The following is an 18202-nucleotide window of genomic DNA, read 5'->3' as shown; positions in this document are numbered from 1 at the left end:
AGTTCACCCGATCTCACGTCGCCGCCGCGCATCCATCAATTCCCAATCTCGACGGGACCAATGAATCATGAGAGGAGCGCTCAGGCTAGGCCTTTTTCAACAGCCTGCTAGGCCGGGACGACCTCTGCTCCAGGTGATAAGGCGGACTTGTAGACGCTGAGCGTCTCGCGGGCGACGCGCTCGATCGTCAGATTGTTGATATGCAACTGGCTCTTTGCCTTCCACATATCCAGCCGCTCGGGATCCGCCAGCAGGTCGCAGAGAACGGCTGCCAAGGCTTGCGGATCGCGCGGTGGGACAAGGATCCCGGCCTCTCCGAAACCGAGCAGCTGCGGGATGCCATCCACGTCCGCGCCGATCACCGCACAGGCCGCCTCACGCGCTTCCGACAGGACGAGCGGGGCAGGATCGGCATGGGAGGGAAGGACGAAGATGTCGGCGCCTAACATGTAGGGAAACGGTTCGTCGATGGCGCCGACGAATGTGATGGCGCTTGCGCAGCCCGTTTCGCTGGCCAATTGCCGGTAGGCGTCCTCAAAGGGCCCGCCGCCGGCGATATAAAGGTGGCTGTCGGGATATTGCTTGTGCGCCAGGCGGAAGGCTTCCAGGAGGTCGGGTAACCCTTTTCTGGGATGCAGCCCTCCCACGAAAAGTATGCTTGGACTGCGAAGGGACGCAGGCGTCCTGTCGCGCCCTTCGAACCGCGCCGATCCGATTGTGCCGTTGAGGACGACGCGCAGTTTCGATGCCGCTATGCCGCGCTCCTGCATCGATTTCCCAACGGCTTCGCTAACGGCAATTACGCATGAGCCAAGCCCCATCAGCACGGCGCTTTTTTCGAATGCATTGTGAACGGTGGTAATGAGCGGCGTCGACGATAAACGACAGGCGGGGACTGAAAGAACAGCGCTCGTCATCATATGCGCATGCACGATATCCGGCTTCCAGTCACGGATGAGGCGTCGCAGCGCCCAAAGCGACTTGAGCACGGTGAGAGGCTTTCTCTGCTGATCGACGAAAACCGTTTCCACCCTGTTGCGTGCAAGCAATCCGCCGAAATCGCCTCCACCGCTTGCCATGCAGACAGTGTGGCCGAGCTTTACCTGAGCGCAGGCAAGGTCGATAGCCGCATGCACATTGCCGTTCAATCGCCGGGTGTGGTTCAGAACATGCATGATCCGCATAGTGGGCTCACGGGGTTGTGGGAGAGGATATCAGAAGCGGCGAGGGTGCCGGCTCCGTCTGGGGAGAAGTCTCGACCGCTCCCGGCGGCTGAGAGACCTTCCGTTCGAATCCGAGAGCGGCTTCCGCATCGAGGGTGGAGACACGGGCTGTCGGCTGGTAGTTGAACCCGCCGTGGCGTCCGTAGGACTGGATTCCAAACGCACGCAGTGCAGCGATGGCTTCATCCGCCTGGCGCGCGGCGTCCCGGCTGTAGACGGGATAGGCATTGGTCAGGACTTGGGCGCCTTCGAGTTTCAGATCCCCTCGAAACAGCCCGTTCGCCGCAACGTGCGCCCGAAAATCCAATTCGGCCATTTCAACCGGGCTGTCCGGTCGGTCGGCAACGACTTCGACGGCGAAATATTCCCGCCCATGGGCCTGGCCGTAGAAGTCGGAATAGACCGTCAAGCGCTTCCATGCACCATCATGTGAGAAATTGTAGATGATCGGCTGCTGAAAGCCACGCTCTCCGCTGAAGCTGAAATAGAGGCTGATGAGGGTGGTGGTATTGAGAACGTGGCGCCGCTCGATGGCACACAGGGCCTGCACCCGTTCGATCGGGATCGTCGAAAACAGCCGGCCTGCGGTAATCACCCGGTCTTCCAGCCTCAATTGAAAGCCGTTCTCCAATCGGTCGATTGCGACTGGTTTGACGCCCAGGGCGAATTGCACCCCTCGGTTCTCCAGGTTTTGTTGAGCGAGCCGGTAAAGGGGCGCAAATCCGGATTTGGGGCGGGCGAGCTGCTTGTTGGTCGGACCCTGGCGTCGGCGACGAAAAAGGCGATGGGCGAGGTTGCCCAGCGAGGCATGTTCGCTGATCCACAGCATCCTTTTTTTTGCCAGATCGATATCGATCTGATCAAGCGCGATCCCGTAAAACCTCCGCATATAGGATTCCAGGCCGGACCGCCGGAGAAGCTCGGCGCCGATCCAGTAGCGTGAAAAGTCTCTTGCGTTGCGCATTTCGCGCTGGAACAGCCGCGCATAGAACACCGACCCGAAGATGCGCATCATCCCCTTGGCGCCGGCCCGCAAAATGTCGTCGCGCAGCGAAATCGGATAATCCGTGACCATCTTCTGGGGGTTCAACCGCCCCCAGCGAGGCTCGATCGGCACATAGAGAGGGAGGAGTTCGGGAAAATGCGTCAGCAGGGGGGAATCGTCCTGGAAAATCAGGCTTCCGATGTCGAATGTATATCCATTCGTCGACCAGTCCATGTGGTTCCCGCCGATATGGCCGTATTCATCGACGACCAGGATTTGCTGACATCCCTGGTTGGCCAGCACGGCGGCTGAAACGAGACCGCTAACCCCCGCTCCCAAAACAATGGCATCATACTCCAGATCGGCCGCCTTTTGAGGGGTGGGGAACGTCGCCTCCTGCATGCAGGTCTCCATCGTTTGATCTAGTACTTCCGAGTTATTACAGAACGGGAAATCCAATATATATTGCGCGTGCCTCGTTATTGTTCAAATAAATACCGGAGTGGTGATATTTTTGGCAGATATACTAATTGGTATATATTAATTTAACTTGAAGGCATTTGTCTATGTCTGTTACACTCTGCCATCGGCACGAATGCGCTCTTCTTCTTCGGATGCGTTCGGGGGAAATTTTCTATCAGGGATTTGGATTGGCGCTGGCCCGTCAAGGCGCGCTGGTTCCGGTAATTTGCAAGGGGTATGCTGGATGCCGCGACGGAGCCTCGACGATCTCAATCGGCCCCTTCATTCCATAGAGCTGATTGCGACAGACGTGTTCGATACCCTTTTGTTGCGCAACGGCCTGTCCCGGCGGTCGCGCATCATTGCGGGTGAAAAGATGTTTGCCCGTTTTCTGCAGGGCCAGGGTTCGCCCATGTGCCCCGAGGAACTGATCCGGGCCAGGCTGCTTGCCGAAAAGATGGCATATCGTGCCTTGAACATGGGAGGCGGTCGGGGCGAGGTATGCCTTTGCGATGTCATCAGCCGCCAAGTCGCCATTCTCGGGCTGTCGCGTTCCGTGATAGAGAAGCGGATCGCTATCGAGATTGAAGTCGAAAAGCGGGCGCTTTTTGCGAATGGTGATTTTGCCATGCTGTTGCGGCGCCATCGTCAAGCCGGTGTGAGGGTCGTGGCAATCACCGATACGGGGCTGTCCGGTGAAAAAGTCGGCGAGCTCATCGACCATTTTCACGGCCCGGGCCTCCTGGACGAGATCTATTCAAGCGCGGATCTGAAGGCCAGCAAGCGGCAGGGCGACCTGTTTTCTCTGGTTCTAAAGGCTGAACGCGTGGATGCTTCGCGCGCCCTGCACATCGGTGACGACCTCCTCGCCGATTGCCTCGTCCCAAAGAGCATGGGGATACAGACCATCCATATGCCGAAGAACCACCTCAAGCGGCTCGTTTCACGGGGCAACGGAGCCCTGGCGGAAGGGCTGCGGCAAGTCAAAAGTGGATCGGGCTCCCGCGGGGCCATACCGCCAATCGGCGATCAGGTTCACTTCGGCGAACATGTATTCGGTCCGATCGTCGCAGAATTCTGTCTCTTTTTATGGCTATATGGGCAGCAGGCGAGTTCGGACCGTGATGCGACAATGCTCTTTTGCGCGCGCGGGGGACTTGGCATACGGGAAGCTTTCGAACGCCTCCAGTCCGTGCTCGACCTGCCTCTTTCGTTGAAGCGCGAGAACATCCTGATTTCGCGTCTGATTGCTGCCCGCTCAGCGGTGGCGGCCAGAAGCCCGGCTGCCCTCGACGAACTGGCGCGCGAATTCGAATGCGCAAGTTTCGCTGCCGTTGCCCATGCGCTCGGCAACGGTTCTTATAATCTACCTGACGAGTGGCAGCAGGTTTTTGATGCGAGCCGCTTTTTCGGCATGCTCGATACGACAGCCGGCAGCGCCGTCGCGCAAGACATCGACAGTCAGAATGACTGCTTCAAGATCCATATCGCGCAAATCGCAGGTGATGCCAAACGTATTATTCTCTGCGATACCGGGCTCTACGGCAGCACCCAGAGGCTTCTGTCCGCCGGGCTGCCGGAGCATCGTTTCGAAACGGTGCAGTTTGCGCGATGCAATTACAAGGGGCTTAGCGAAGACCATTTCCCCAATGTGGCTGGTCTCGTAGTGGAGGATCGCTTCTACAATCCCTTCAAGACGAGGACAGTGGTCCTGCGGTACTGGCACATCATCGAGAGCCTTTTTGAGCCGGCCATACCTTCCGTCAAAACGCTCAGCATTGGGCATGACGGCATGGTGATCGGCAATTCGGGAGAGATTCGCTTCGGCAGGCTCGATCCGGCCGCTGGCAATCCGCTTCTCACCGGCGCGCTACGCTATATCGATGGTCTCTCCAGCGGCGCCCAGGTTTTAGGCGATGCGGACCGGGCCTGGCTGAGACTTAAACAGGCGATCATAAACCCGTCCAAGGCGGATATGATCGCCTTGGGCGTGGCTCCCCGATCGGTCGATTTCGGGCGAGGTGAATTCGTCGCGACGGTTACGCCGGCGACACGGGCCGGAATGGCACGCAAGTTGATGGCCGTGAAATCTCAGCTATGGCGCGAAGGAGCGATTGCGCAGGAGTTTCCGCGGTTGAAGCCGGCCTTGCTCCGCGCCGTTGGAATGGCGCATGTCCTTCGAGGCTTCTCGGCCAAACTGAACCGTTGAAGAGCATTCGAGGACAATACCAACGACGGAAAAAGAAGCAGGCCTCCTCGTTCGTGGAGCCCGGCGGTGAGACAGGGGCGTGGTGAAGAATGCTTGCGTTCGCAGCTCTCAAAGGAGCCAGTTGGCTCGTCTTTTCCCGCTTTGTCGGGCGGTTTATCGACTTTTTCAACGTACTCATTCTCGCCCGCCTGTTGTCCCCGACGGATTTTGGACTGGCGGCACTCGCAATGGCACTGGTCGTCGTCATCGATACGGTTCTGGAGGTTCCGGTCACCCAGGCACTGGTGCGACTGCCGGTGCTCGATAAGAGCCACCTTGATACCGGCTTCACACTCGGCGTGTTGAGAAGTTCGGCGATCGCCGCGATCTTCCTTGTTGGGACCTGGCCGTATTCTCTGGTCAATGGAAATCCATTGCTCGTCCCGGTGATCGCCGCCATGGGGCTCGGCCCTATCGCGAAGGGATTCATGAGCCCCGCCATGGTGCATTTTGCGCGCGCGCTCGAATTCCGCCCGACATTCGCGATCGAAACGATCAGCAAGCTCTGCGCTTTTGCAGCCGCTGTCGCCACCGTGGCTGCCGGAGGCGGTTATTGGGCGATCGTCGTCAATTTCGTGACCACCGCATTTGTCGCCACCATGGCCTCTTATGCCGTGGCCCCTTACAGACCTGCCTTCTCGCTGAAGCGGCTCCCGGATTTTGCCGGCTTTATCGGCTGGTTCAGTTCGGCGCAACTGGTGTCCGCCTTGAATTGGCAGTTTGATCGTTTCCTGATCGGCTCTGCCGGAAACAGCGCCATGCTCGGCCGCTACGCCGTTGCAAGTGACATCGCCGTCATCCCGACCCAGAGCATAATCGGTCCGGCGCTGCAGCCGGTCATGGCAGCTTTTTCGCAGATCAGTTCGAATGCAGACCGCATGAGGACGGCCTTCCTCAAGGCAAGCCGTTTCGCGATGCTGATTTCGCTTCCCGTTTGCGTCGGCCTCTCCCTGACGGCAGATCTCGTGACCGCTATCCTGCTCGGAGCGCAATGGAGCGACGCGGCTCCCTATCTCAGCCTGCTCGCCCTTTCAGTCATTCCGATACCGTATTTCCAGACGCTCTATTCGGCGAGCCTCGCTCTCGATCGACCCTCCGTCATTTTCAGGCTCAATACGGTCGACCTGTGCTTCCGGGTCGTTCTGATCTCCATTGGCTTCTATCTGTTCGCCGCCCATGGAGCGAGCATTGCCCGAATTCTGGTGGCTTCCGTCATGGCTGTTTTCTACATTGCCGAGGCACGGCGGCTGTTCGGGCTGGGGCCATGGCAGCAGATCCGCAACCTTTGGAAAGTTCTGGCTTCCGCTACCGTCATGGCAATTGTCGTCATCTGGTTGCGAACGGGAATGCCGGCGTCCGGTCTGCCCGTTGTGATACAGCTTGTCGTGGTAGCGGGCGCGGGCGCAGCCACTTATATCGCGACACTGTTCGGGCTGGGCATGCGGATTGCCCTTGCATCCGGAAGACCTGACCTGGTCGATCGCTAATCCGCTCAGGTCAGCGCCCGAATGAGCCCGCGCGTCGAGCGGGTCCCGGCGCCCAGACGATAGGCAAGCGCCTTTCGGGCGCGATCTCTGGGAAGCAGACTGACGGCCGTGAAAAACAGTGTCATGGAAACCTTCATCCGCAGCGGGTTTTTGTCCTGCCACAGCCGCCCCACAAGTCCAGACAGGCTGGCAAAGGAAATCCGTTCGTCCTCCGCCACGGCAAGATAAAAGCGCCGCTCGCGATAGAAATAGGCGTGCTCGGTGGATACGAGACCGGACCGATAGCCATAGCCCGGCAGGATCCGGCGCAGATGCTCCGTCCTGGCGACGAATCTCTGAAGATCCCGATGCAAAGCCTGCGTATTCAATTCGTCACCGAAGCCGGAATCGTTGCGGTCATGGACCCGGTAAAGACCCAGCGGCTGCGGCAGGCTCAGCACGTCGCCGATGAATGGAGCCGCGAACAGGATAATGCCGTCGACTGCCCTGTCATAGTCGGCGTCCTTCAGGAGCTCGCACACGTCGCGTCTAAAGACGTTGCCCGAGGTCGGGGGCGTCGCGTAGACACCGGTGCGTAAAACGTGCCCGGCCAGTTCACGCCCTCTGAACGCCTGGAGTTCGGGTATCGGGCCGCTGATGACATTGCCGTCGCCATCGATCCGCTTCAACGGAAACTGAAGTTTCGCAACGCCGTCGTCCAGGTTGGCGATGATCACTTCCAATGCCTCGGGAAGGAGCTCATCATCGGCATCGAGGAATAGGACGAAGGGTGCCTGTGTCTGCTCAAGGCCAAAAAGACAGGCCTTGCGTTGACCGCCATTTGCAAGCCGAAACGCACGCACTCCCAATCCGCGGATCACCTCCCACGAACCATCGGTGGAACCATCATCGATCACGAGGATCTGGCACTGCCTACACTTTTGCGAAAGGACGCTTTCAACCGCGCGCCGGATGAATTGCGAATAGTTGAAGCAGGTGATGATGATCGCGAGCTTGCAGATACTGCCTTCCGGATCATCCGCGGATCGGTGAGCTTCGAAGGAGTCCTGCACCTGTGGAGGTGTTTCTCGGGAAGTCACGGGGTCCGCGGTCATGACCTGACCCTGTTGACTACGGTGCCGATCACCGGCGCACCAGCGCGCCGCAGCTGGTTGTGAACGTCCTTCACCTCGTCAATTGTCGTGCGTCCGCTTTTTGCAACGATCAAGACGGCATCGGCATGAAATGCCAGTGCCAGCGCATCCAGGGAGTTATCAAGGGCCGGAAGATCGAAGATGACATCTCCCTTCAATCGAGCCGTTTCCAGAATCCGCAACACGCTGGAATGACGGAAATCTGCAAAAATGTTGATATGCGGCTCTATCGAGTGGATCGGCAGAGTGGCAATGCCATCGAGATTGCCGAACGACAGCTGATCCGCCTTCAGACCTGAGATTGCGACGTCGGCCAGGGAAGTTGAAGAACTGGATGTCTCTTCGACCATGGACGGTAGCCCCGAATAGAAGAACGTCACATGGTGGCCGCTTCGGCTCAGAAGCTGCGCCATGCTGAGAGACAGGGTCGAAACGCCGGTCGCAGCGGTTGCCCCGATGAACGCGATCACGATGTTTCTTTCCCGCCGTTGTGATGCGCAAGCGACATCGACGGAGGTTTTCAAGTCACGAATGACGCTGGCGTATCGTTGAAGCGCCGGGCTATCGAAACGCCACCCGATGCCTGCCGTTTTTCCGGTGTCCGGAACCATCGCCAAGCATGGAATGCCAGATTCCTGCGAGAGTTCCTTCGCATCGCGTACCCGGCGATCAAAGGCCACGTTGATGGCTATGGTCGACATACCGATCAGGAACCCCAACAGCCCACCCAATGCGGCGATCAGTGTCTTGCGCGGGCCGGAGGGATCGAGTGGCGGAAGTGCGGCGCCGATGATCCGGGCATCGGCATCCGGTGTGGCCACCGCCGGCAACGTGCCGTTCCTCATTGCCTCCCGGGCAGCATTGACCTGGATAGCCAGCGCGTCCAGTCGTCCCTGCAGCGTGTCCGTGCCAGCTCGCGCCATCTGTTCTTTTGAGGCAATCGATTGCAGGATGTATCCCGACACCATGGCGTTTGCGACGCGGGCAGGGAGGTTCTGATTGTATGACCAGAATTCGATTTCGACGACGTAAGATTGCCCCACCCGCCGCGCGCTCAGCCGTTTGACGAAATTCGCAAAAGCAATGCGGCGTGCGTTTTCGCGGGGATCTGCGGTCGGATCCAGTGAATCCTCGGCCCGCCTTGATGTCTTGCCAAGCGTCGTCAACCCATTGTCCACGAGCGTCGACATCGTGTCCTGCACCTGAACCGCCAGGCCGCTGAATTCCTTGGGCGGCCGGGGGCCGAGTTCGGCGTCGCCTTGAAGGACAAGGCTTTCGAACACGGCGGATAGAAGCCGCTCCGAACGAATGATCTGCAATTCGCTCTCGGCGCTGTTCAGGTCCAGGTTCTGCTGCCCGCTGATGTCGCGGCCTGCGGAAGCAAATTGCCGCGGCTCCAGCAGAAGCGTTGCCGTGGCATTGTACACTCGGGGAAGAGAGTTCGCATAAAGAAAGGCGAGCAGGAACCCCGCCGCCGTACACGCGATAAGCCGCATCTTGTTGCGCCACGCAAGCGCGATCATCAGGCGCAACAGCGCGAGTGGGCCCTCGCCGGCATCGCCCATCGGTTCGCGATCCATGCGCCACAGACGGGAAGCGTCCTCCAGAGGGCCGGGCCTGTTGAAAGTCATTTGGCCTTTCCTCCGGTCCGCAGCGCAAGAGCGTCGAAAACTGGCAATCGAGCAGCACGCTCAGGCTCCAGGCGCCCCCGCAAAACATCGGCAAGGCCCATGAGATTGCCTTTGACCCTCCCGCGTCGATCAATAAACGGTTCCGCCCATAACAGCCGGCCGAAATTGCTGGTGATGTTGCGCAGAACCTGGTCGGCAACCTGCGCAAGCGTCATGGTGCCCTTGCGCATCATGTAAAGCGGGTTGACGATCTGAGAGTATCCCAGCCGCTCACCGCTCACGCGGCCGCTCTTGACGCCCATATGTACGCCACAGGCCTCGTCCGATTTGACGAAGCGTCCACCCTGCCTGGCAAGTGCGGCCGCGAAGTCACGATCCTCCAGCCAGCCGTACAGGACCAGCCGTTCGTCGAACCTTGCGTCGCCGATGGCCGATATGCGGAAGGCCATGTTGCAGCCATAGGGACTGTAGGGCTCATGCCACCTCGAACCAGGGGATGGCGCGCGATCCAGAAGGCGAAGGGCCTCATCGAAGGGGATGCCGGGGCCTTTGATTCCGTCGGCGATCACGTGCCCCGTCAGCCCGACGAGGCGGCTTTCATCGCGAAACGCGCAAAGGGCGGACGCCAGCCAATTCCTATGGGCGACGAAATCGTCGTCAAAAAAGACGACCACGTCCGTTCCGGCGGGCAGGTTGGCGAGCGCTCGGTTGCGTTGGGCCGCAAGGCCGGCCTTTCCGGTGACGATCGTCACTTTGGGATCGGAGACCAGGTCGCCGACGTCGGACGTATCGACGCAGGACACCACCAGCGTATCCGGTCGAACCGTCTGGGTTGCGAGAAGATGGCGCACCGTCGCGCTGACGATGGCCGGGCGGCCGCGCGTGGCGATGACAACCGCCAGGCTGAGTTCCGTCGAATTGGGGGATTTACGGGGAACGAGGCCTTTCGCAGGGTCCTGGAGCAGTTCTCGATAACCCGCTGCGGTGTTCGTCCAGGAGAAGTTGCGAACCTGCTCCAAGCCCCGGCCGCGCAACTCGCCTTTGAGCAGATCCGAGCCCTTCAGGGCCGCTATATGCCTGATCCACGCCTCCGGCTGGAAGGGAGAGGCCATCAGCGCCGCCGCGCCGCATACTTCGGGCATGCTGGCGCAGTCGGACGCCACGACGGGGCAACCCAAGGCCATGGCTTCGACAATCGGCAGCCCAAAACCCTCGGTGATGGAGGGGAATGCCAGACAGAGTGCGTGTTTCAGGAAATAGGCAAGGTCGTCGTCCGACACCCGCCCCACGAGGAGGAGATTCGGCCGTTTTTCGAAAAGGTCGGAGGCAAAAATGCCGGCACTTCCGCCGGCGACGACAATGTCGATATCCAGGTCGTCCAGAGCCTCCGCAGCTTTCATCAGCAAACCAAGGTTCTTGTGCGGGGCACGGGAGGCGAGCGCCAGGACGAACTGGCGGCCTCTTGCGCTTATGGCACCGACGATTTGCGGGGCGACCTTCGCCAGCCCGGCGTCCCACTCGAGAGCGTGTTCATGGCCATTGGGAAGGACGGCAATGTCCTGCTGCCGGACAGGCAGGTAGCGGGCAAGTTGCCGCGCTGATGTGTGGGAGACCGTGGCGATGCGAGCGGACCGTCGAACCAGAAGCGGATGCAGCCGCGAGTAGGCTATACGGAAGGCGCGGCTATAACTTTCGGGGGCGGCAAAAATGTTGGCGTCATGGATGCAGACGATCTGATCCTTCTTAACAACGGGTGCCGAATTGCAAAGATTGAGCAGCGGCCCCCGGCAAGTCCGGGCAAGCACGGCCTGCTCCCACACGTGGCCGCCGAAACCACCGGAGGTGACCAGAGGAAGTTGGGCAAAACCCGGATCCGGTGTGCCGAGGGGCGCGATTATCGGCAGGCGTTCGTCATGACCGAAGGTGCGGTCGAGAGCTTTGACGACATTCATCGCATAACGTTGAACGCCGGTCGCACTTTGCGTCAGGAACCGCCCGTTGATGGCGCAGTGCTCGATTGAGCTCACGGCTGCCCTCCATCATGGTTCGCGCGGAAGGAGGGCGCTATGTCCAAAGACCAAGGGCGGTGGACGAGGGAGCCCCGCCCATCTACAAATTTTCCGGTTTGCGAAAAACGAGGCCGCAGCGAGAAGCAGATGGCGGTCTCTTTTTGCTGAAAGTTTATGCTTACGATCTCAAAACTGGCTTGCAAGATGTGCTGATCCCTCGATGCTATTGCATTGCGTCTGCCGTATGCGCTCGATCCCGCGGAACGTCCGCCGTGTCTTAACCGCCCCCGCGGGATCGGGTGATTGATCAATAGCTGCCGTGTGCGCGCAGGACCGCCGGGACGGTCTTGGCCATGATGACGATATCCCCCCAGATGCTTTGTTCCCGGACATAACGCATGTCGAGTTCGACGCGTGCGTTGTAACTGATGTCGTTGCGGCCGCTGATCTGCCAAAGCCCAGTCAGGCCCGGCCGAACCCGGATGTAATCCACGAAGTGGCGACCATAGAACTCCGCCTCGCTCGGTACGATCGGGCGCGGGCCGACGATGCTCATCTGCCCGAGTACCACGTTCAGGAGCTGTGGTATCTCGTCGGCGCTGCTCTTGCGCAGCAAGGCGCCGAGCGGCGTAATCCTGGGGTCGTTCTTCAGTTTGCGCGTGGCGGCCCATTCCGCCCCGTCCGATGGATTGGCTGAGAGATGCCGAAGCAGAGCCTCGTCGGCATTGGGGACCATTGTCCTGAACTTGAGACAGGGGAACATCACCCCATTCTTGCCAATCCGGCGGTGCCCAACGAAGATCGGGCGACCCTGAACGGCATAAAGCAGGGCGATCAACATCACGATCATCGGCATGAGAACGATAAGGGCGATAAGGGAAATGACCGTGTCGAGAGCCCGTTTCAGATAGACTGAGAGGCGATGAGAAGCCTCGTTTCCGATCCTCGGGAAAGCGAATTGTTCGGGTGCCTGAAGATGCGTGCCGTTCATCGCATTCAAATTACCACTGACATTCATGTCATTCATCTGCGGGCTCCGTACTCTAGGAAAAAGACGAAAGGGTATGGGCAGACAATCTATAGCGGCATCCACACCACGTTAGCTCTTGGTATTTCATTTGACAATACTTTTATTGCGGCGCACTATTTAGGCAATCATGGAATGTATCGTAATATTTACCGATATATGTGCGAATTAAACTGCACATTCTGGGGTAGATAATTATATTTACTTCTTTCGATCTAGAGCGTGAGCCAAATTGCTGCAATGGCTAAAGAACTTGGCCTATTGCTCGGTCATTGGGGAGACTTCATGCGGGTGGCAATCATCCATTACTGGTTGGTCGGAATGCGGGGCGGTGAAAAGGTCCTGGAGGCGCTCTGCCGGATTTATCCGGGCGCCGATATCTACACCCATGTGTATGATCCTGCTGTAATTTCAGCAGAAATCCGGAAGCATCGCATCCAGACGACCTTCATCGATTCCTTGCCCTATGCGAAGCGGATGTACAAAAAATATCTGCCGCTGATGCCCATGGCCTTGGAGCAGCTGGACCTCAGCGGGTATGACCTCGTCATTAGTAGCGAGTCGGGACCCTCAAAAGGAGTAATACCTACCTCGCCGGCTATCCATATTTGTTACTGTCATTCGCCGATGCGATACATTTGGAACATGTACAATAAGTACTATGAAACCTCCGGCAGGTTGACGCGAATGATGATGCCGCCGCTGGCCCATTATTTGCGGACCTGGGATGTCGCGGCGGCCAGCCGTGTCGATGAATTCATCGCCAATTCCACGACGGTGGCGCAGCGGGTGAAGAGCTACTACCGCAGGGATGCGCAGATCATCCATCCGCCCGTCGATACCCAGGCTTTTCGACCGGTCGCCACCTGCGACCTCGAGGATTATTATCTGATGGCCGGGGAACTGGTGAGTTACAAACGCCCGGATCTTGCCGTGGAAGCGTTCAACCAGATGAAGGCGAAGCTGGTGGTCATCGGCGGCGGCGAAATGCTGGCTCGCCTGCGCAAGATCGCCGGGCCGACCGTGACGATCATGGGTGCCCAACCATTCGACGTCCTTCAGCACCACTACGCACGCTGCAGGGCACTGGTATTTCCGGGCGAGGAAGATTTCGGCATCGTGCCTGTTGAAGCGATGGCAAGCGGTCGCCCTGTCATCGCCTATGGACGGGGCGGAGCGACAGAAACCGTCGTCGCCGGCAAGACCGGTGTATTTTTCCCCATCCAGTCGGTCGAGGCCGTCATCGATGCCGTGGAACGTCTCGATAAAATGGATCTCAATCCCGCCGATGCCGTGGCGCGGGCGCAGGATTTCAGGACGTCGGTTTTCATCGACAAATTCAGGTCCTACGCCAATCATCTCACCGGGCAGGGGCCGATCTGGGATGACGTGCGAATAGCGTAAGCCAACTGGAGAAACAGGAGTGACCGGATGCAGCAACTGAGTTTCTTGCAGTGCCCGTTTGCGACGGATGTCAGTGCATCAGCCGCACCAACCTCCCGGCTCTGTTACCTGGCCAAGCTTCTCCTGGTGCTGATGGCCTGGTTTGCGGTTTTTTTCCCGGGCATTCCGGCAGGTGCGGCCGACTACACGCTCGGGCCGCAGGACGTTCTTAAAATTCGCGTTTTCGAATGGCGGCCGAATGCCGGAGTGGCGTTCGAATGGGTGCCGTTGACCGGCGAATTCGCCGTTTCCGCTGCAGGCACGTTATCGCTTCCGATCATCGGCACCGTTCAGGTCGCCGGCAAGACGCTGGATGACGTATCAGGCCTGATCGGGGAACAGCTTCAGAAACAGGTCGGCTTGCAGAAGCGGCCCAATGCTTCCGTGGAGGTCTCGGTCTATCGGCCATTCTTCGTCACCGGCTTGGTGTCCAAGCCGGGGAAATACGGCTACGTCCCCGGCCTGACGGTGATCCAGGCAATCAGCATGGCTGGCGGGCTTGGGCAGGGAGATCCTGAAATGCTCGCTCTTCAGCGCGATGCGCTGGTCAGTCATGGAGACCTCGGCCAACTGGAATTCGAACATTATGGCCTTCTGGCGCGTCAAGCGCGTGTCGAGGCGCTTTTGGCCGGCGCGACCACGGTCTCGTTTCCGCAGGATCTGACATCGCAAGCCTCCCGACCGGCACTGGCGCGTGTGATGCAGGATGAGCAGGCCTTGTTCGAGACCCGGCAGCATCTGATGAACACGGAGCTCGACAGGCTTGGCCAGGCCAAGATTCTGGCCACGAACCAGCTCGAAACCCTGCGGCTCAAGGAAAGCTCGCTCGCCAGGCAGACCGAAATGGCGGCAAAGGATCTGAATGCCATCAACAAGATGGTGTCCCAGGGTTTGACGGTATCGTCTCGGCAGCTTGGCGCAAACCAAAGCGTCGCGGATCTCGAAAGCCGCAGCCTGGATGTCTCGCTTGCAATTCTCAAGACGCAGCAGGATATCGCCAAGCTCGATCAGGAAATGGGCGATTTTCGCCAGAAATACAGAGGTGACGCGCTCACCGAGGCCGTGGATCTGCGCGATCGATTGGCGGCCAACTCCGAAAAGGCGAAAACGGCGCGTGCGCTTCTGGCGAACATCGAGTTGCGCGCTCCCGCCGCCCTTGCCGCGCTGGAAGCCGACGGCGAGCCAGCGTTTGTCATCAAGGTCAATCGAACAATCAATGGAGCGATGCAGACTCTGGTCGTCAGTGACAACGATGACGTGTCGCCGGGCGACGTTCTGCGAGTGGAAAGACGAGTGAGAGATAGTCGGCCGAAGAATTTCTAAACCGCAGGCAAAGCCGAGAGCACAAAATCGTCATCCGGCTCGAAGCTGGAAGCTAGTCGATTCCCGCTTGCTAGGGACATTCAGCACATGTTAGAATAAAATTCTCAAATACCGGAGACGAAACTGGTCAAAGGACGCTGATGACTTGGGACTTGGTCATTGCATTCATCGTCGGCTTGCTTTGCGCAGCCCGATTGCCAATTTTGATCTTCACGCTTGTCGTTCTGGCAGTCGTCATCATTCTGGCGACAGCCGCAATTGTCCTCGATTATTCGGTATCCGATGCGCTGACCTGGGCGTTCCTGGTGGCAGTGGCGCTTGAGGCGGGTTGTGTCGCCATGAATGGAATCTTCTATCTTCTCTATGTCCGGAGGCGGGTAAACGAGCGGGAGCAATCCTCTTTGGGCGTGAATTCGAAATACTCCGGAGAATGAGAAGCTCAAGACCCGGCATTTGAGTGCAGTCACGCGGCGCTTCGTCACCCGGCTTCTCTATTTTCGACGCCCTTTTCGAGGGCGGAAAGCGCAAGCCGTTGGGCCTCTGCCATGCCGTAACGAAAGCGATAGCCGGCCTCCTTCAGGCGCTGGTTGGAAAAGCGCATTCGCCACAGAGGGTTTCTCAAAGGCAGGGTTCTGAATCTCAGGAAATCGTGAAGCCAGTCGGCGACTGCCGGTATCGGCACGCTTCTGTAGCGTCGGTCATGGCTGACGGCGAAAGCCTTTCGCATGAAATCGATATGCCGTGGATCGGGGCAATCGTCCTCAGCGAGGTTATAGACCTCGACCTGCCCCGGCTGGCCGTGTCCCGCCAGGCTACGCACGACAAGCCAGATCATCGCATCGGAGACGTCGCGAACATAGATGTGATGCGCATGGCGGTGGGCGCCGAGCAGTCGCTTGATCGGGTTCCAGTCACGGATGCCGATGATCTGGTTGATGTCGACGACCACGGCAGGCCGCACGATCGTATAGCGCGTCTGTCTTGCAACGGCGCGCAATGCAAGCTCGCCTGCCAGTTTGGTCCGCCCATACATTCGAACATAATCGAGAGCCCAGTATTGCGAGGGGATATCCCGATCGGCGGTCAACGCCGGCGACGCCTCGTCGATCAGGCGCTTTCGTCCACTCCCGTAAACCGAAACGGTGCTGACGTAACAGAAGGCGGCGATACCCTGACGCTCGCAGGCTTGCGCAAGTTGCCGGGTGGCCTCCACATTGACCCGCTGCATGCGCTCCATCTTGCCGAGCTCGGCCGCAAGGTGCAGAACCGCGCAGCAGCCCTTGACGAGCCCGTCCCAATTGTCATCCGTCATGAAGTCGAACCGCCGCCACTCCAGGAGATCGTCAACCTCGCCCCTATCCGTCGCCAATGGCTTCGATGTGGTGGCACGTACGGGATAACCGCGTTCAATCAGATCCGTGACGACGATCCTGCCGATCCTGCCGGTCGCGCCAGTCACCAGAACTGGCTTTGCCTTAAGCAAATCTGGCATCGGCCGCCACCGGAACTGGTTCTCGATATGTGTGCTTCATCTTGATGTGATCGGCGAGGCGAACAGCCAGTGCGACGATCATCTGGGTGGGATTGCAGTGCCCGGCCGTTGGGAAGACAGAACTGCCCTGGACGAAGAGACCGCTGACGCCATGCACTTCGCAGTTGGCGTCGACGACGCCATGCTTGGGCTCTATGGACATGCGCGTTGTTCCGGTCGGATGAGCGACATCGACGAATGTCGAGGGAATTTCGGCGCCGTCCTTGACCCATTCCTCCAGCTTCGGCGCGGGCAGCCCGGCTTTCGGCAGTTCCTGGACAGCCAATTCCGCCATTCTGCGCATCGTGCGGGACTCGTCGCTGTGGCTGCGCCAGTCCACCCGCGGCAAGCGCATGCCCAGCCGATCGCGTCGTTCCGACAAGGTCACGCGGCTATCGGGATTGGGCACCTGCTCGCACATGCATTGCAGGTCGAGTTCGGTCAGCTTGCGCGGGACCCCATTCTTCGCCCCCAGAAAGTCCTTCACCCCCCTGACGATCAAATTGCTGTTCGCGATGATATGGAACAGGTCCTGCGGCAGTCTCGGAGTGCGCCCCGCAACGCGTCGCAAGGCATCCCAGGGATCATCCTTTGCCAACACCTCGCCGAGCCAGCCGGCGCAGTTGAGCAGCTGTTCGCGCCGTTGGATATCGGGACTCAGCCGAAATCCGGCGCGAAAGAAATGGCGACTGACATTGTATCGGCCAAAGCGTTTTTGAAGAGCATCGGAACCCGGCAGCGAAAAGGTCGCCACCGAACCCCTGAGATGGTCCATGAGATAGCGTCCCACCTGGTCATGGTCGTTTCCCACTCCATGAGGTTTCGTCTCGTCGGAGTTCATCAGTATGCGGGCGTTTTCTATGCCTCCGCAGCACAGGATCACGATGGATGCGGTCAATACCTGCTGGCGGCCATCGGCCGCCGCAAATCGCACGCCGCGCACGGCATCCCCCGACGCCGATACCTGGACGCTCTGCACGGTCGCCCCGGTAACGAGTGTGACATTGGGGCCGATCCGTTTGGCCACATGACGACCGAAGCGCATATATTCATAAGGGTAAGCTTCTTCCGTGTCCCGGCTGAACTGCCAGAAGAAAGGGATCAGGATTGCCGGATCGAGGTCCGGTGCCGGCCGCTGGCGGTTGGCAATCACCCAGAACCGTTCATCATTGTAGCCATTGCCGAGAGCCAGGCCGAGATGGGAGGCAGTGCGCGCCAGATAGGGTTCGAGATCGGCGCCATCGATCGGCCAGCCGGAATACGGAACCCAAGGACGCTCTTGATAATCGATGGCGTCGAAGGGGCCGCAACGTCCACCCCAGGTGTGGGAGCTTCCGCCAACGATACGATTGCGAACGGACCACTGGTCACCCGCCCGCGGACGACCGACATTGTCGATCTCGTCAAGCGCATCCATCAGGGGATCACGGGCCATGCCGCCGCTCTCCAGAAGAGTGACGCGCAGGTTCGTATTCGACAATTCCTGCGCAAGCGTCGTGCCGGCAGGTCCTGACCCGACAATGCAGATGTTGCAGGCTGGTAGCGGAAGTACAGTTTTCCCCGAAATCCCGTTTAATTCGATGACGGACATCCAGAAAACCTTTGCTGTTGCAATCTCATCGACATTGTATCAATGTTATTGCGCTAGGCGGTGAAGAATTTCTTTGTATTCCGCCAGTTTTAACTTAATGTTTCAGCAG

The 18202-nt window shown here is 59.0% G+C and carries 13 protein-coding genes; 5 read left to right on the top strand and 8 right to left on the bottom strand.

Annotated features, from left to right (window positions below; genetic code table 11):
- Positions 1–107 precede the first annotated feature (107 nt).
- Both MOV63_RS06390 and MOV63_RS06385 read right to left on the bottom strand, forming a co-directional pair.
- A complete protein-coding gene (locus MOV63_RS06390; protein WP_247032719.1) occupies positions 108–1184 on the bottom strand; it encodes a glycosyltransferase family 4 protein in 1077 nt (358 codons plus the stop codon).
- A gap of 7 nt (positions 1185–1191) precedes the next feature.
- Entirely contained in the window at positions 1192–2610 is a 1419-nt protein-coding gene (locus MOV63_RS06385; protein ID WP_080719406.1) for an NAD(P)-binding protein, read from the bottom strand.
- Positions 2611–2758: 148 nt separating this feature from the next.
- Between MOV63_RS06385 and MOV63_RS06380 the strand changes: the two genes are divergently transcribed.
- Both MOV63_RS06380 and MOV63_RS06375 read left to right on the top strand, forming a co-directional pair.
- Entirely contained in the window at positions 2759–4879 is a 2121-nt protein-coding gene (locus MOV63_RS06380) for a hydrolase (protein WP_309500814.1), read from the top strand.
- Positions 4880–4968: 89 nt separating this feature from the next.
- A complete protein-coding gene (locus MOV63_RS06375; protein ID WP_247032717.1) occupies positions 4969–6405 on the top strand; it encodes an oligosaccharide flippase family protein in 1437 nt (478 codons plus the stop codon).
- A 5-nt stretch (positions 6406–6410) separates the two neighbouring features.
- Here the strand turns inward: MOV63_RS06375 and MOV63_RS06370 are convergent, their stop codons facing one another.
- The 4 genes from MOV63_RS06370 to MOV63_RS06355 all read right to left on the bottom strand — a co-directional run bounded on the left by MOV63_RS06370 (position 6411) and on the right by MOV63_RS06355 (position 12205).
- Positions 6411–7499 carry a glycosyltransferase family 2 protein gene (locus MOV63_RS06370; protein ID WP_247032709.1) on the bottom strand — a complete coding sequence of 363 codons (1089 nt, stop codon included), beginning with the start codon at positions 7497–7499 and terminating at the stop codon, positions 6411–6413.
- Positions 7496–9169 carry a Wzz/FepE/Etk N-terminal domain-containing protein gene (locus MOV63_RS06365; RefSeq protein WP_247032707.1) on the bottom strand — a complete coding sequence of 558 codons (1674 nt, stop codon included), beginning with the start codon at positions 9167–9169 and terminating at the stop codon, positions 7496–7498. Before MOV63_RS06365 ends, MOV63_RS06370 begins: the two co-directional genes overlap by 4 nt.
- On the bottom strand, positions 9166–11196 hold the full coding sequence (locus tag MOV63_RS06360; RefSeq protein WP_247032705.1) for a glycosyltransferase family 1 protein: 2031 nt from the start codon (positions 11194–11196) through the stop codon (positions 9166–9168). Before MOV63_RS06360 ends, MOV63_RS06365 begins: the two co-directional genes overlap by 4 nt.
- A gap of 289 nt (positions 11197–11485) precedes the next feature.
- Positions 11486–12205: a sugar transferase gene (locus MOV63_RS06355; RefSeq protein WP_247032703.1), complete on the bottom strand. Its 720-nt coding sequence runs from the start codon at positions 12203–12205 to the stop codon at positions 11486–11488.
- A 285-nt stretch (positions 12206–12490) separates the two neighbouring features.
- Here MOV63_RS06355 and MOV63_RS06350 point away from each other — a divergent pair, with 285 nt between their 5' ends.
- The 3 genes from MOV63_RS06350 (at position 12491) to MOV63_RS06340 (ending at position 15405) form a co-directional block, all read left to right on the top strand.
- Positions 12491–13609: a glycosyltransferase gene (locus MOV63_RS06350; RefSeq protein WP_247032701.1), complete on the top strand. Its 1119-nt coding sequence runs from the start codon at positions 12491–12493 to the stop codon at positions 13607–13609.
- A 27-nt stretch (positions 13610–13636) separates the two neighbouring features.
- A complete protein-coding gene (locus MOV63_RS06345) occupies positions 13637–14971 on the top strand; it encodes a polysaccharide biosynthesis/export family protein (RefSeq protein ID WP_309500813.1) in 1335 nt (444 codons plus the stop codon).
- Positions 14972–15123: 152 nt separating this feature from the next.
- Entirely contained in the window at positions 15124–15405 is a 282-nt protein-coding gene (locus MOV63_RS06340; RefSeq protein WP_247032699.1) for a hypothetical protein, read from the top strand.
- Positions 15406–15449: 44 nt separating this feature from the next.
- Here the strand turns inward: MOV63_RS06340 and MOV63_RS06335 are convergent, their stop codons facing one another.
- The gene (locus tag MOV63_RS06335) at positions 15450–16463 is read right to left on the bottom strand and encodes an NAD(P)-dependent oxidoreductase (RefSeq protein WP_247032697.1); all 1014 of its coding nucleotides are present in this window, start codon (positions 16461–16463) and stop codon (positions 15450–15452) included.
- A complete protein-coding gene (locus MOV63_RS06330; RefSeq protein ID WP_247032689.1) occupies positions 16447–18093 on the bottom strand; it encodes a GMC oxidoreductase in 1647 nt (548 codons plus the stop codon). The genes MOV63_RS06335 and MOV63_RS06330 overlap by 17 nt, the downstream gene beginning before the upstream one ends.
- Positions 18094–18202: the final 109 nt, after the last annotated feature.

Origin of the sequence: Neorhizobium sp. SHOUNA12A (genome assembly GCF_023006505.1) — a bacterium.
GTDB lineage: Bacteria > Pseudomonadota > Alphaproteobacteria > Rhizobiales > Rhizobiaceae > Neorhizobium.
This window is presented reverse-complemented; position numbering and strand designations above follow the sequence as displayed.